The following is a 15,525-nucleotide window of genomic DNA, read 5'->3' on the forward strand; positions in this document are numbered from 1 at the left end:
GGATCTTTCAAAATCTTTTAAATCTTCCTTCATTCCTTCTTTTTAATAAACTTCAAATTTTATTACAATAACGCTTTTTTAAAATACAATCGCTTGCCTATAAACTTTGTAACCTTCATTTTCTTTCCTATGATTACAACATCCTCCTAACAACCAAGTATTGATTATATATCCCATATGAACACCTCTATTTTATTGGCATATACTTTGAAGGAAAAAACATTTCACATTAAACATATACCTACAAACTCAGTTGCTAATAATTTACCAAAAATTACTTAATATTCAATTTTTAAAAGGAGGTATTTATGAGATATAATCGAAAATCAAATTCCAAAAATCCGTGTGATAAATTTCAGCAACCCTGCTTTATTTCTATATCCGCTTGTGATCAAAGTAATTGCTGTACACCTGTTTTTTTCTCGAATTCTCAACAACAAGAATTATTACAAATAATAAATCAATTAAATCAAGCCATCCTTTCTTTTTTCACAACACCAAATCCAACAACTATACAAATACTCCAATCAGCATTACAGGCATTAAATGATTTATTAATAACAGTACAACCAAATACACCAAATAGAAATTTAGTTATAAGAACTATAAATCAATTAATTAATTCCTTACCTACCGCATCCCTCACTCAAATCTCAGCATTATTCCAATTTCTATTCCAAAGCTTGTCTTCACTTATAAGTTGTTCAAATATATCAGACCCCTTATTACAGCAAACATTCAACTTAATTCTACAAGGAATCTTAAATAGTTCGCTATTAAGTAACATCGGAACACCGGGGCCGACTGGAGCCACTGGACCTAGAGGATTTCCTGGACCTAGAGGCGCTCAGGGTTCTCAAGGTGTGCAAGGAATTCAGGGGCCGGAAGGACCAGAAGGACCGGAAGGCCCTCAAGGTGTACCAGGGATTCAGGGACCAGAAGGGCCTCAAGGGCCTCAAGGACCTCAAGGTGTAGAAGGAATTCAGGGGCCGGAAGGACCAGAAGGACCTCAAGGACCTCAAGGCGTACAAGGAATTCAAGGACCACCAGGACCACCGGGGCCGACTGGTTCAGGGACCGGAATGGGAATTCCTGGACCACCGGGACCTACTGGGCCTCAGGGTATCCAAGGGATTCAAGGACCGGAAGGACCGGAAGGGCCCACTGGCCCTCAGGGTGTACAAGGAATTCAAGGGCCGGAAGGACCATCAGGAGCCACTGGACTTCAGGGTGTGCCAGGAATTCAAGGGCCGGAAGGACCACCAGGAGCCACTGGACCTCAAGGGGTGCAAGGAATCCAAGGGCCGGAAGGACCACCGGGACCTACTGGAGATTGTGATTGTCCACCAGGACCTACTGGACCGACCGGACCTACTGGGCCAACCGGACCTGCATGTAATTTCCTAGTATATGCTACAAATGCAGGACTCATAGATGACCCTACAAATGATACAGTATCTGTAATTAACACCGGAACAAATATAGTAGTTGATACAATTACTGTAGGTAATGCACCACTTGAAGTAACAATTTCACCAAATGGAGCTCGTGCTTATGTTACTAATATTTTTTCTAATACCGTTTCCGTTATTGATACTGCTACGAATACTGTTATCGCTACCATTCCTGTTGGAACTAATCCAATAGGTGTAGCTGTTTCTCCAAATAACACAACTGTTTATGTTGGAAATCATGGTAATAATACGGTTTCTGTCATTAATGCGGCAACAAACACAGTTATTAATACTATTCCTGTTGGCATCGCTCCACAAGGGATTACTGTTTCCCCAAATGGTGCTTTTGCATATGTTGCAAACGAATTAAGCAACACAATTTCTGTCATTAATACTGCTACCAACACAGTTATTGCTACCATCCCTGTTGGCATTCGTCCTAGAATAATCGTGTTTACACTAGATGGTACTCGTGCGTATGTCACGAATCAAAACAGCAATACAGTTTCTGTTATTAACACCGCTACCAATGCAGTTATTAATACAATTAACGTAGGTACCGAACCTGTTGGTATAGATATTACACCGGGTGGAAACCTTATTTACGTTGTAAATAAGGTTAGCAATAATGTATCGGTAATAAATGTTGCGACAAATACTGTGATTGATACAATTTCTGTTGGTTTATCCCCTGATCAAGTAACCATCATACCTGATGGCACTCGAGCATATGTTACAAATCAAGCTAGTAATACTGTTTCCGTTATTGATATTGCTACGAATACTGTTATCACTAATGTCCCAGTAGGTGTCGCTCCAACCGGAATAGCTACTGGAACTATTTGTGAATAAAATAAAGAAGTGAAAGCCACAGATAGTTTTTATTAACATTGATAGTATGTGATATTCTTTCTTTAACTACGTTCAAACAACCAGGATAAACCTTTATATTCTGTTAATACTCTTTTCTGTTTTGTCTTACAGAACCTGCAGAGCAGCTAGCTGTTGTTAGCTGCTCTCTTTCTATAAAACCCAAATCACATACCAATTAATTTACTAACATTGAATTTTTTAGAATTTAATAATAATATTTACCTATAAAATCATTACCCTTATACAAAGAGCTATGAGCCTTTCCACTCATGACTCTTTTTTTACGATTTTCACTTCACATCTACGCGATTTTGACTAGCTTCTCGACTAAATCCGTCTGGGTATCTTTCTAAAAATAATCATTTTATCTTTTCAGTAAACTTAGTATCTACACAATCAACCTTACCCTTTATCTAAACCGCAACTTGCTCAACAAATCCGCTCATTGGTGGATTGACTACTGTTACATTTTCGTCCTAAACTATTAAAAGTTTGTTGCTACTAACATCAATTTCTACTTTGTTCATATGTCCATCTACCTTTTACTACCACATGTACTCAACAACATCAGTTTTAAAAGCCACTTCCCAAATAAACTCTTACTGGAATTACTACACGACCTAGCTCGTCCACTTTTCTTGAAACACCTGTTTTTTCATACCTTACTTTCCTTTAGTATTTTTATATTTATTTAGAATCTCATGTAAACGTTTCTTATTACCAATCAGTTCTGCTTATCAAGATTTAGATTTAATTAATTGTAATAAATCAGGTGGGGGGTTATGCAGAAATGCTTTCAGGGAAAAGTTTTATAAGGAAATAAAAAATGCAGCAGTGAAAAAAATTAAAACTCGTAATTTAAGACATCCACACGCAACTATACTATTGAAACAAGGAGTTAATCCTAAAATTATCAGTGAGAGATTAGGTCATACAGACATTTCATTAACTCTTAGGATTTATTCTCATGTTTTACCGAACATACAGGAAGAAGGAGTAAAAAATTTTGGTAAAAATATCTTTGGATAGCTAACGTTTGTAGAATGTTTGCATTTTATAACAAAAAGCCAAACTAATCTTGTATTAACAAGGTTTATTCACTTTAACATATGTTATTATGTATAATACATATGTTAAGTAAATTCAGAATAACGAGGCAAATATTATGGACTTTGTTTATATTAATCAAAACGTATTAAATAATCTTCTATACATTTTATGTAGTATATTTGTTTTTTATTTCATATATGATAGCCGGCACTATTTAAAGAAATATAAAATACTACTGATCACCCTTTGTTCTAGTATCCCGCTTATTTTATGTATGCGATACCCTATCTATATGGATGAAAGTTGTATTCATGATTTAAGACAAATTCCGGTCATAATAGGTACGCTTTATGGTGGATTCCCTGTCGGTATCATATTGTTTACAATTTTATTAATTACAAGATTTTTATTTTATGGCTTTAACATGCTGACCGTTGTTGTTTACGGAATAATGTTCATCGTTACAGCACTCGCATCTTCAAAATTTAATACATATAATAGAAAACTTAAAGTAGCTTTTTCCATGTTTTTAACCTTTTTCCTAGCCATATTTACAACTTTAATTGTATTAACTTTATCAGATTTTGAAGTGAATAATTTGTATATTATTTATTTCATGGTATTACCGACTACTTTGATGTTATTTATTGTTTATATAAATGAAGTTATAAAAGATGCTGTATTAATGCGCTCAAAATTAATTAAAATGGAAAAAATGGAGATTGTTAGCCAACTCGCTGCAAGTATATCGCACGAAGTAAGGAATCCCTTAACGGTTGTAAAAGGATTTACACAGCTTTTAAAAACACAAAATTTAACTCCTGAATCAAGAGACGAATATATTAAACATATACTTGAAGAGTTAAATCGTGCCCAAGAAATTATCGATGATTACTTAACGTTTGCCAAACCTGCTCCAGAAAAACTAGATCAAATTTCAGTAAAACAAGAGTTAAATCGAGTTATTAATATGATATTGCCATTGTGTAATATGAATACGATACATATTACACAGGATTTTTCTGAGGCAACCATTGTTGGTAATAAACAGCACTTTCAACAATGTTTTTTAAACTTAATCAAAAACAGTATTGAAGCAATGCCTAATGGTGGTACCTTAAATATTTCCTCATCTATCAATAATAGTAAAGTTGAAATACGAATTGAAGATAGCGGAGTTGGAATGTCACAGGAGCAAATACATCGATTCGGTGAACCGTATTTTAGTACAAAAACAAAAGGAACCGGTTTAGGTACAATGGTTGCTGTTAAGATTATTGAGACGATGCATGGAAGTTTAAAAATCAGAAGTATCGTTAGTAAAGGAACGACTTTAACGATTACGTTCCCGAAATATAGTAAGAATACGCATTAAAACAAATAAAAAAGGAGCATAGTCGCTCCTTTTTTATTTGTTTCGATACATAAGTATCTTCAATGTTTTTTTAGTTTACATTTGTGAAGACTAATTAAAAATTAGTATCCTCCGCCCCAGCAGCTGCATCCTACAATTATTAATAGAATGAATAACACAACTAATAAAGCGAAACCTCCACCAAAACCACAAGAACCACCGTAACTCATATTTTCTCCTCCTTTTGGTTTGAAAACTAATAGGTAGTTGATCATTTTAACTGGTTCGTATTATACATTATGTGTATATCCCTTTTTTGAGCATGTCTACATAAAAATAAGTAAAAGCACTCGTTTAAAGAGTGCTTTAAAATGGATACCAAAAGTTTGGAAATACATTTAATTTTAAATATACCGCAACAATAAATATGAAAATACCGGCAAATAAAGCGATGAAATCTTCACGTTTTGCCTTACTTGTATAAAACCATGTACGTTTATCCTTCTTTCCAAATCCTCTTAAATCCATTGCATTTGAAACCGTATCTATTCTTTCTAGAGAATGAATGATTAGTGGCCAGAAAATTAAAACACGGTTCTTCATACGAACCCATAAACTTGCTTCTCCTTTTTCAAAAGCCACTCCTCTCGCTTCTTGCGCGTGTTTAATAATTTTATACTCAGACTGGATGTCAGGAATATAACGTAGTGCAATATTTATTGCATAAGTAATCTTATAATGAATACCAAGTTTACTTAAGTTACTTACAAATTCACTTGGATCTGTCGTGTAAATAAAAAGAAGTGTAAATGGTAATAACGTAAAATACTTTAATGAAAGTGTAGCTGCATAAAATAATGTTTCATATGTAATCGTTGCATATCCAACATGTAAAAACGCGGTATATGATTCAGTTAATTCAGATCCATGAGTTGGTGTAATCAATAAAATCATGACAGAGTTTAATAAACTAAATGTAAATATGACACTAAAAACAATTAAAATTTTACGAAATGGAATTTTAGCAATGCTGAGCCCGATACACCCAATAATAAATAATATTAGCAACACCCGAAAATCAAAAAACAAAAAAGTAAGCGTCATACAAAAAATAAATAAAAACAATTTCACTACCCCATCCATACGATGAAAATATGTACTATGCACCTTCCTCCCTCCTATTACTGTCTAAATAAAGCTCCATAAATTTTTCTGGACATGCAATCCCACTAAATTTAACAAGCTTGGTTAAAGAACTCTCTCTTAAGTTGGCTCTTTGTAACGTTTCTTGATCGCCTAATACATCAAACACTGTATTATCCGCAATAATTTTCCCTTCATGTAGAACTACTGCACGGTCTGTATATTCTAGCGCGAGATTCATATCGTGAGTGATAAAAACAAATGAAATTCCCTTTTTAGCTAGGTTTTTAATAAAAGCCATAAATTGTTTATAGTGATAATAATCTTGTCCCGCTGTCGGTTCATCTAATATGATAAGTTTAGGATTTGTTGTTAATACAGATGCGATTGTTAATCTCTTTTTTTGCCCATAGCTTAGTGCTTGAATTGGCCAATTACGAAATGGATATAAACCACAAATTTTTAAAGTTCCTTCTACTCTATTCTTAATTTCTTCCTTAGAAAAATTATGTAATGTTAATGTAAATGAAACTTCTTCAAAAACAGTAGGCTGTGTAATCATATGATTTGGATTTTGCATCACGTAAGATATGATTTCCCCACGTTTACGAATAGACCAAGAACTAATATCTTCACCTTTTAACAAGATTTCCCCATTTTTCATTTTGTTTATGCCTATAAGACTATGAGCTAATGTTGATTTCCCTGCTCCATTATGTCCTAACAGTGCCACAATTTCTCCTTCATATATTGAAAGGTTTACATTTTCTAATACTTTTTGTTTATTAGAGTATGAAAATGATAAATTCTCCACTTTAAGTAATTCCTTGTTTTTAGTATTCCCTTTTAATATGACTTGTTTCTCCATCCACTCTTTTATAACGTTGCTTACCTTTTCTTTTTGAAGGTTTTCCATTGGATATATTACGTCATTATTACTATCAAAATGTAATCGCTTTAATGCTTCGATGTAAATAGGCTCTCTTAAGCCGATACGTGGTAATATATTTGACGCTAAGATTTCTTTTGGTGTTCCTATCGCAATGACTTTACCTTCATCAATTAATATAACTTTGTCTAAATCCAGGTTTAAAATTTCTTCTATTCTATGTTCGATAATAACAATCGTTTTATTATATTGTTCATGTATATCTTTCATAAGTTTTATCGTATGTAAGGCGCTTAGTGGATCTAAATTAGCTAACGGTTCATCGAACAATAATATATCCGCATTTGTTGTTAATAAACCCGCTAGAGAAACTGTTTGCTTTTGACCTCCTGATAATTCATGTGGACTTTGTTTATGAAACGTATGCATCTTCACCTTTCTTAATGAGTCCGAAACAATCTTTTTCATGTCATCTTGCTTTACACATTCATTTTCTAAATAAAAAGCTACATCTTCTTCTACTGTCAGACCAATAAATTGAGCATCTTGATCTTGCAAAATTGTTCCTACCTGTTTACTTTGTTCAAAAATACTTCCTTCCCTCGGATCTTTACCGGCAATTAAAACGTTACCTGTACTATTCCCTTCGTAAGAAAATGGGATTAGCCCATTTATACAATGAGCTAATGTCGACTTTCCTGAGCCACTTCGTCCAGCAATTAGCACTTTTTCCCCAGGGTATATATGAAAGGTAATATCACTTAAAGTAGGCTGCACAGCATGCCCATATTGAAAGGTGAATTGTTCAAACGAAATAATTGGTTGCATGTTAACATCCCTACTTTTCAATTTTTAAATGTGTATGTTTCTTATTGGATTTCGCCAAACCAATTGTAAGTGGCAATCCAAGTACTAAGAAAACGATGACATCGGAAATTGTTGCTCCTAATACTTGTATAACAATTTTGTCAAATGGTTCTCCCATCACAATAATATCGAATGCCCCAGCAAATATAATAGCAATGACAATACCAACTAGCCCAGTAATTGCTAAATAAGAAATATCCCCCTTGTTAAATGACCCGTTTTTCACACTAAAACCAACTCTTTTTTGAATAAGCCCCATTGAAAAACCAATAATACTTGAACTAATAACCCAGCCCCACCAAATACCCCAGCCAGCAATCGTATCTGTTACGGTATGACCGATAAGTCCGATTAACAGTCCTGCCACTGGACCAAATAATGCTCCAAAAACAGTTAATATAGCTAATGCTGGTTTAATAAATGTATTCGGTGCAATAGAAAATCCCCAAAGTCCTAATATCCCGTATAATGCTGCTCCAATACCGATTGCTACTACTAACTTTGTTGATAATTTGTTCATGACAATTCCCCTCTCATATTAGTCAACTTTTATTACTCTATATTTAATTTAAAAATGAATTATGCATCGACACTCCCTTTCTATACAACAAAAAAATGACCTCTTACATAAGAGGTCATTTTCTTTCACATTCAAGAATCCTCTTATCTTTCAAAAAACACATCGTGTCCTCTGCGGAATTAGCACCTTCCTATAAAATTGCATAGGGGTTGCTGAGGTTTCTTAGGGCCGTTCCCTCCACCTCTCTGGATAAGTATTAATTTGTAATTCGTATTATGGCACTAAAGAATGTAAATTTCAACACTTTTCTTACTATTTTTATTTTTTGTTAAATAGATCATTTAAATCATTGTATTCTTATCGGAATTATGAAATAATAAATTCAAAATCGTTTCGGGAGGAATGCATTATGAAAGTTATTGGTTTGATTGGAGGATTAAGTTGGGAATCTACATCATTATACTATAAACATATTAATACACTTACACTCTCTCAATACGATCAAAATGCAAAGTTAGTTTTATATAGTATGGACTTTGGTGAAGTAACTACTTTATTACAAAACCATCAATATGAAGAAGTGAAAAATGAACTAGTTACAGTTGCAAAGAAAGTTGAAAAATCTGGGGCTGAATGTTTATTAATGTGTTCAAATACCGTACATCTATTTGCCGAGGAAGTAGAACAAGCAATATCTATCCCGCTTCTTCACATTGGTGATGTAAGTGCTAAAGAAATGGTAGAACAGAGTATAAAACGTATCGGACTATTAGGAACAAAACAAACGATGGAGCAAGATTTCTATAAATCACGATTAGCGAAATATAACATTGAGACAATTATCCCAAATGAAGAGGAAAGAACCTTTATCCACCATGTCATATTAGATGAATTAAGTAGAGGGATCATTTCAGAAACATCTAAAGAAAAGTTATTACAAATTACAAAATCATTAATTCAAAACGGCGCTGAAGGTATATTATTAGGCTGTACTGAAATACCTTTACTTATCTCCCAAAATGATCTTACTGTTCCCGTTTTTGATACTGCTTTTTTACACGCAAATACTGCTGTGCAATTTGCTGGATAAGAATATACAAGCATAAAGGTGAGAACCTCTATGCTTGTATACAGTTACGACTATTTATCCCGCTATTTATGGGTAGTAAAATCCCTACCGATTAAAGTTTTACTTTATTTAAAAGAGATTTAATAACTGCAATTGCTTCTTTTGAACCACCACATTCTAAAAAGCTATCATTAAGTTTTCTTATACCATGTTTATACTTTTCATTTGAAAGAACATCTGTTACGGCCTCTTTTAAAGTGTGCACATTAACATGTTCTTTCAATAGTCTATGTGCCGCTTCAAGCTCAGTTAATCTTTGCGCTATCATTGGCTGGTCTTTATCATGCGGTATTATTACAAATGGGACATTATAATGAATGGCATCGTGTACGCTATTCATACCGCCATGTGTAATAAAAACATCTGCTTCATTTAATATTTCTGATTGAGGTACATATGGAGCAATTATAAAATTATCTGGTGCTTTCTTAATTTTAGAAATATCATTTCTATCACCAATTGCCATTACAACTATCCCATCAAAATCTGAAAAAGTATCAATACAAGTATTAAAGAATGGTTCGAGTCCTTCAAGCAGTGTTCCCATTGAAATATAAATAACTTTCTTTTCTTTAAGTGATTCCAGTGGAAACTTTATATTTGTTTTACGCTTTGAAATACTCGGTCCAATAAAAATGTTATTTTCTCCGAACGATTCGTTATTAGGTTGGAAATAGCGACTTGTGTATACGAGACAAACATCACCCTTATTATTCATAAATTGAAGATTATTCTTTGGTTTTACTCCAAATTTATGTTCCATCTGATTTAGTAATTTTTCAGAGATTTCCTCTGGTTGGAATGGCATATCTGCATTTGGATGAAAAGGTAATGTCTTCAAAAATTCTGGCGGAATTAAAAATATAGGTGAGGACACTACACCTGGAACTTGTAAATACTCCTTTACTAACTCTCCTGCGCCAAATATATCATAAATTACGAAATCAAAATTTATACTTTCACATAATTGTTTCGTAATTTCTAATATATATAAAGAAGTTTGAACATGCACATGAAAGAAAGCATTTAACCCAGATGAGGTTTCAGCATCAATAGAAATCTCTTTTAATAGATCCGGATGAATATGTACAGTAGCTCCTAAATCTTCAATTCTATCCTTAAAGTTTGCCGTTGTAATATAATGTACGTTATCCCCTCGTTTAGTAAAAGCTTTTACTAAATTTAATGTAGGGTTTACATGTCCCTCTGCTGGAAAATTAACCACTAAAATATTTAGCACTTATTCCTCACTCCTTACATTTCATTGTTTTAATTAAGCATACTGTTATTTGTACAAGTAATCTTCCCCTAATAGTCCTAATATGCTTGCTACATTATATTGATAAATAATTTTCAGTCATCAACATAAAAAAAGCATCTACCTATGTAGATGCCTAACCGTGATAAGGAGTGTTCTGTGAGGTTAGAACAAGCTTTTCTGCTTGTCCTATGCTATTAATATATGATTGATTTTATAAAACGTGAATAGTTAATAGAATTATTTTATCCATTTTATATGATCAAATGGATAAAATACCATTTCTACTTTACCTATTATATTTGACTCATCAATAAGTCCAAGTGTATTCCTACTATCTTTACTATGATTACGATTATCACCTAACACAAATAATTTATGCGTAGGAACTTTTATTTCTCTAAAATTTGAAAAACGATTGGATACTTGTGACATATCTAAATGTATATACGACTCATCACGCTTTTTACCGTTAATAAATACCTCATCCTTTTTTAGTTGTATATTATCCCCCGATAATCCAATAATTCGTTTCACATAGTAAGTAGGCTCGTCTTCTTTTTTTATAATGACAACATCTCCATGATGAAAAGACGATAAACAGACATTTACCTTATTAACAAGTATATAATCTTTTTCATTCAAAGTAGGTTGCATCGAAATTCCTTCTACCATACAAAATAAAAAGGACTTATTAATAAAAATAACCCCTATTATAATTAATATGTAGCTACATATGTTCCTCCAATATTTTAGAATAAACAGCTTCATATATACCTCATTTCTAATCTATCCCCAGATAAAAACGCCTCTAGTTTACAGGAATGCTAGAGACGTTTCGTACATTTTAATTCTCTTTAGAGGCATCTGTTTTTGGCGCTTCACCAGTTAACCGCTTATTTTTCAAATCAAAATAAGCATCTAAAACTTCTTTTCCAATATCGGAGTTAATGCCCGATTTATCATTTTCAACCCACGGTACTACAACAGAAAATGCTACTTCTGGATCATCATATGGCGCATATCCAGCTAATGTTAAGTTATAACATTCTCTACGATCGCCTTTCGCATTTCGCCCAATTGCATTTTCTCCACCATATACAGTTTGTGCGGTCCCTGTTTTACCAGCTGGTTTATATGGTGCTTTTTGGAACGCTCTTACTCCTGTTCCATCTCCTTCTTGAAATACTTTTCTAAATCCTTCTTTTACTTGATTAATATATTCTTGTTTCATATCGATTCTATTTAAAACAACGGGTTCTATTGATTGTACTACTTTACCAACCTCATCTTTTTGAACGGTTTGTTCTCTAATCTCTTGAACAATTTGTGGTTTCATTCGATATCCTCCATTTGCGATAGTCGAAATATATTGTGCAAGCTGAAGTGGTGTATACGTATCATATTGCCCAATAGAATAATCTAATAAGAAACCAGGCTGATTATCTTTTTTTCCAATTTGCCCTGCAGTTTCATTTGGTAAATCAATACCAGTTTGTACACCTAGTCCAAATTGCCTGAAATAATACCTCATTTTATCAAAATATTCTTGTTTAATATCTAGTGAACTATTTTTTACATAATCCACGCCAGCAATTTTTAATGCTATATTAAACATATAAACGTTTGAAGAAACTTGTAACGCTCTTAGATCGTCTATATCACCAAAATTTTTCCAAGACTTCTTTTCCTTAGTTCCTTTAAACTTCATAGGTGCATCATAAAAATGTGTTCCAGGAGTTATTGCATTTGTTTCAAACCCTGTTAACACTGTCGCACCTTTAACCGTTGATCCAAGCTCATATGAACTTGTCAGCGTGCCTAAAGCATAATCTTCTACTTCCATTTTCCCGTCTTTTTCTACAAGCCTTTTCCCAGCCATTGATAATACTTGGCCATTTTTAGGATTCATCATCACTACGAAAGCACGGTCTAACATTGATTCTGATCCTTTATATTGTTTTAATATTTTTTCTATGCTCTCCTCTACTTTTTTTTGCAATTCCATATCTATTGTTAAAGTTAAATTTTTACCGCTTTTTCCTTCCGAAACCGTTTCCGTTCTAATAGTATTTCCTTGTTTATCAGCAATGCTTCTTACTTCTTTTTTTGTACCATGAAGTACATCTTCGTATTGCTGTTCGATATAACTTTTGCCGACCCTATCATTTCGGCTATAATCACGCACTAAATAATAATCTAATCGTTCACGTGGCAATCCTTCATCAGCATTTGAAACGTTACCAAGGACAGAACGGAATAATCCATCATTTACATAGATTCTCTCCCAATCAACTGATGCGTCTACTCCTGGAAGGTTCGCTAAATTTTCACTAATCACCGCATATTCCTGTTCACTAACGTCCTTTTTAATAATTTGAGGTGCCATTTGAAAACCTGAGGTCATTTTACTTTTAATAGCTAACACTTCTATATCTTTAGCCGTTAGTTCTTGAAGATTTTTATCTGTAACGCGTTTCCTTTTTAAATCTTCTATTTTTTTGTCTAGCTCTTTTCCGGTAATATCCTTATCTCGGAACTTATCTATTTCTTTTTTTGATACTAAGTCTTGAGCCAGTTCTGGATTCAATTGCATCCAAAAGTCTTTCTTATCAGTCTCAGTTAACTTATCTATATCTTCTTGTGGCATTTCAATAATATCTGCAAGTTGTCTTGCTGATTTTAATATTTCTTCTTGTTTTACACCTTTCACCTTTGTATATGTAATCGTACGTAAAGACTTATTATCAACTACTGGATTTCCTTCACGATCAAATATTTTCCCACGTGGTACAGAAAGGCCCACGGTTGCATTTTCTCTCTTCTCTAATTCATTTTTATATGTTTCTCCATCAAAAATTTGCACTTTCCCTAACTGAATAATAATGCCAGAGAATAATAAAAATACACAAAGGAATAAAATATTTAACCGGAGAGGTACTACTCTACCACTTTTCTTCTCTTGCTTTTTCACCTTGTCATAATCTCCTCCTTACAATATTTCAAATAATAATCACATTTCTATATTAAAAGTAATGTACAATTTCTATACATTGCTTTGTACAAATATTAATATAATGTTTAAAACTTAATAGAAATTAAAACAAAGGTAAAGAAAAGGTAAAGTTTACTAAATTAAATATAAAAAATACCCAATAACAAAAAGCTTAGTTTTCACTAATCGCTTTGTTATTGGGTATTAATTGATTTAAGAATTACTACTAGTGCGTATTGCTATACATTTGTCGTCACAATTAGAAAGAGATTGTTTACTTAGTACTTTCGGTAAGTAAATAGTTACTGTTGTCCCGACACCAACCTCGCTCATGATACTAATTGTCCCTTGATGACTTTCAATAATTTTATAACTTAACATTAATCCAATACCAGTCCCTTTTTCTTTCGTACTATAAAAAGGTTCACCTAATCTCTTAATTCTTTCTTCAGGTATTCCTATTCCTTCATCTATTACATGAATGATGACACCATCATCATTTATTTCTTTTATGTGAATTGAAATTTCCCCACCATTTGGCATAGCTTCGATTGAATTTTGCAAAATATTAATAAATACTTGTTTCAATTGATTTTCTGAGCATTCAATAATTATATCTTTGTCATCCGTAAATAGTTCAACTTGAATATTTGTCATAATTGCTTTTGTATTCATTAACGATACGACATTTTTAAAAATTTGATAAATATTTTTCTTTTCTGTATTTATCTCATCTGTTTTAGCAATTGCCAGAAATTCTTGCAGGATCGCTTCTATCCTTTCAATTTCAGAGAGCATAAGATCAAAATATTTTTCTTGATCTTCTTTATTAATTTGAAATAACTGTATAAAACCTTTAATTACAGTTAAAGGATTTCTTACTTCATGAGCCACGCCAGCTGCTAATTGACCAATTGCTGCAAGCGTATCTGATTTATTTAGCAATTCTTCTGTCTTTTTTCTCTCTGTAATATCGCGTACAATAATCATAATTTTATCATGTAATAATGGTAAGCACCTAGCCTCAAAGAAATCAATACTTCCATTAAGTGTGAGTGGATATTCTACAATTACATTCGTTCCTTTTTCCTTCACTTGATTAATGGCTTCCTGAAACTGCTGTGCTACTGAAGATGGTAATACTTCGTAAAACTTTTTTCCCATAAAAGCTTCTGCGGGTACGTAAAACTTTGTAGGAGATCCTGCCTTGTAATCTATAATTGTGCCATCATCTTCTGTTAAGAAACATAAATCTGGTAAAGCTTTAAAAATTAATTCCAGTTCAGATGTTTGTTGTTTTAACTGCTCTTCTATCGCTTTTAAATGTGTAATATCTACACCAACAGCCCAATAACTATATCCTGTTACAGGAAACTGTTCTGATATATTCGACCACATTATTGTTTTGATTTCACCATTTTTACATGTTAAGTGCATTTCCCAATCTCTGAAATTTTTTCCACAAGTTAAAAATTTCTTTTGTATTTGATGGCGATAATTATAATCAGGATACAATAATTGCAGTGCATTTGGATTTCCAATTATTTCTTCAGCGGTATAACCTGTTACAATTTCACATTCTCGATTCCACAAAACAAAATCTCCATTATAATCAAGCGCATCGACCATAACAGGCATGTTTTGTAAAATCGTATGTAGTTCCTCCTCTTTCCGAGAAAGCAACGTTGTACTTTTACTTTGAAATACTTTTATTGCGCCATCTAAAATTAAACTTGAGAGCATTTCAAAGTATTTTTGACAACTGAAAATTTCACTTTTTTTGGACCATACAACAAAAGATCCTAAATGTTGATTGTATAAGAAAATGGGGATTTCAATCTTTGGAAGTTTACTCTTTTTTATCTCATTCATTCCGAATGAAAAAACACATTCTTTTTCAGCATCAAGAAGTTGATGTGATATATTAGTTAATTTATAAAATTGTTCTGCCATGGTTTCTATTGTACTCACATCAATAAGTTCCATTAGCCGC

General features: G+C 33.0%; 11 protein-coding genes, 2 pseudogenes and 1 riboswitch. Of the genes and pseudogenes, 4 read left to right on the forward strand and 9 right to left on the reverse strand.

Features of this window, described 5'->3' with window-relative positions; all coding sequences use genetic code 11:
• The first annotated feature begins 308 nt into the window (after nucleotides 1-308).
• Complete coding sequence (locus ACQGSG_RS20295; RefSeq protein WP_325843188.1) at nucleotides 309-2,306, forward strand: beta-propeller fold lactonase family protein; 1,998 nt, start codon at nucleotides 309-311, stop codon at nucleotides 2,304-2,306.
• A 434-nt stretch (nucleotides 2,307-2,740) separates the two neighbouring features.
• On the opposite strand, the pseudogene ACQGSG_RS20300 reads toward ACQGSG_RS20295, so the two are convergent.
• Nucleotides 2,741-2,854 (reverse strand): annotated as a pseudogene (locus ACQGSG_RS20300) (DUF3954 domain-containing protein).
• 196 nt (nucleotides 2,855-3,050) lie between these two features.
• On the opposite strand from ACQGSG_RS20300, the pseudogene ACQGSG_RS20305 reads away from it, so the two are divergent.
• Together ACQGSG_RS20305 and ACQGSG_RS20310 are read left to right on the forward strand one after the other, a co-directional pair.
• Nucleotides 3,051-3,356, forward strand: a pseudogene (locus tag ACQGSG_RS20305) (tyrosine-type recombinase/integrase); the annotation flags it as partial.
• Nucleotides 3,357-3,492: 136 nt separating this feature from the next.
• Nucleotides 3,493-4,752: a LytS/YhcK type 5TM receptor domain-containing protein gene (locus ACQGSG_RS20310; protein WP_048567660.1), complete on the forward strand. Its 1,260-nt coding sequence runs from the start codon at nucleotides 3,493-3,495 to the stop codon at nucleotides 4,750-4,752.
• 101 nt (nucleotides 4,753-4,853) lie between these two features.
• On the opposite strand, the gene ACQGSG_RS20315 is transcribed toward ACQGSG_RS20310, so the two are convergent.
• The 4 genes from ACQGSG_RS20315 to ACQGSG_RS20330 all read right to left on the reverse strand — a co-directional run bounded on the left by ACQGSG_RS20315 (nucleotide 4,854) and on the right by ACQGSG_RS20330 (nucleotide 8,150).
• The gene (locus ACQGSG_RS20315) at nucleotides 4,854-4,961 is read right to left on the reverse strand and encodes a YjcZ family sporulation protein (protein ID WP_000120182.1); all 108 of its coding nucleotides are present in this window, start codon (nucleotides 4,959-4,961) and stop codon (nucleotides 4,854-4,856) included.
• A gap of 136 nt (nucleotides 4,962-5,097) precedes the next feature.
• Nucleotides 5,098-5,898 (reverse strand): energy-coupling factor transporter transmembrane component T family protein, encoded by an 801-nt coding sequence (locus ACQGSG_RS20320; RefSeq protein ID WP_098279710.1) that lies wholly within the window; start codon nucleotides 5,896-5,898, stop codon nucleotides 5,098-5,100.
• Nucleotides 5,891-7,591 (reverse strand): ABC transporter ATP-binding protein, encoded by a 1,701-nt coding sequence (locus ACQGSG_RS20325; RefSeq protein WP_098289906.1) that lies wholly within the window; start codon nucleotides 7,589-7,591, stop codon nucleotides 5,891-5,893. The genes ACQGSG_RS20320 and ACQGSG_RS20325 overlap by 8 nt, the downstream gene beginning before the upstream one ends.
• Before the next feature lie 10 nt (nucleotides 7,592-7,601).
• The gene (locus tag ACQGSG_RS20330) at nucleotides 7,602-8,150 is read right to left on the reverse strand and encodes an ECF-type riboflavin transporter substrate-binding protein (protein WP_001038214.1); all 549 of its coding nucleotides are present in this window, start codon (nucleotides 8,148-8,150) and stop codon (nucleotides 7,602-7,604) included.
• Between the two features lie 140 nt (nucleotides 8,151-8,290).
• Nucleotides 8,291-8,406, reverse strand: a riboswitch (SAM riboswitch).
• A 153-nt stretch (nucleotides 8,407-8,559) separates the two neighbouring features.
• On the opposite strand from ACQGSG_RS20330, the gene ACQGSG_RS20335 reads away from it, so the two are divergent.
• A complete protein-coding gene (locus ACQGSG_RS20335; protein WP_000864399.1) occupies nucleotides 8,560-9,240 on the forward strand; it encodes an aspartate/glutamate racemase family protein in 681 nt (226 codons plus the stop codon).
• A 91-nt stretch (nucleotides 9,241-9,331) separates the two neighbouring features.
• On the opposite strand, the gene ACQGSG_RS20340 is transcribed toward ACQGSG_RS20335, so the two are convergent.
• From ACQGSG_RS20340 to ACQGSG_RS20355, 4 genes are all read right to left on the reverse strand, one after another.
• Complete coding sequence (locus ACQGSG_RS20340; protein WP_325843192.1) at nucleotides 9,332-10,519, reverse strand: macrolide family glycosyltransferase; 1,188 nt, start codon at nucleotides 10,517-10,519, stop codon at nucleotides 9,332-9,334.
• A gap of 258 nt (nucleotides 10,520-10,777) precedes the next feature.
• Nucleotides 10,778-11,308 carry a signal peptidase I gene (gene lepB, locus ACQGSG_RS20345; RefSeq protein ID WP_000765192.1) on the reverse strand — a complete coding sequence of 177 codons (531 nt, stop codon included), beginning with the start codon at nucleotides 11,306-11,308 and terminating at the stop codon, nucleotides 10,778-10,780.
• Nucleotides 11,309-11,384: 76 nt separating this feature from the next.
• A complete protein-coding gene (locus ACQGSG_RS20350; RefSeq protein ID WP_000743767.1) occupies nucleotides 11,385-13,511 on the reverse strand; it encodes a peptidoglycan D,D-transpeptidase FtsI family protein in 2,127 nt (708 codons plus the stop codon).
• A 234-nt stretch (nucleotides 13,512-13,745) separates the two neighbouring features.
• On the reverse strand, nucleotides 13,746-15,525 hold a 1,780-nt coding region (locus ACQGSG_RS20355; protein WP_426947913.1), incomplete at its 5' end, for an ATP-binding protein.

Source organism: Bacillus sp. GMa5/1, assembly GCF_050172015.1.
GTDB classification, from domain to species: domain Bacteria; phylum Bacillota; class Bacilli; order Bacillales; family Bacillaceae_G; genus Bacillus_A; species Bacillus_A cereus.

Coding starts and splice junctions, on each gene's coding strand:
- ACQGSG_RS20325 (WP_098289906.1), bottom strand. CDS start 7,591: ATGCAACCAATTATTTCGTTTGAACAATTCACCTTTCAATATGGGCAT.
- ACQGSG_RS20330 (WP_001038214.1), bottom strand. CDS start 8,150: ATGAACAAATTATCAACAAAGTTAGTAGTAGCAATCGGTATTGGAGCA.
- ACQGSG_RS20295 (WP_325843188.1), top strand. CDS start 309: ATGAGATATAATCGAAAATCAAATTCCAAAAATCCGTGTGATAAATTT.
- ACQGSG_RS20310 (WP_048567660.1), top strand. CDS start 3,493: ATGGACTTTGTTTATATTAATCAAAACGTATTAAATAATCTTCTATAC.
- ACQGSG_RS20315 (WP_000120182.1), bottom strand. CDS start 4,961: ATGAGTTACGGTGGTTCTTGTGGTTTTGGTGGAGGTTTCGCTTTATTA.
- ACQGSG_RS20335 (WP_000864399.1), top strand. CDS start 8,560: ATGAAAGTTATTGGTTTGATTGGAGGATTAAGTTGGGAATCTACATCA.
- lepB (WP_000765192.1), bottom strand. CDS start 11,308: ATGAAGCTGTTTATTCTAAAATATTGGAGGAACATATGTAGCTACATA.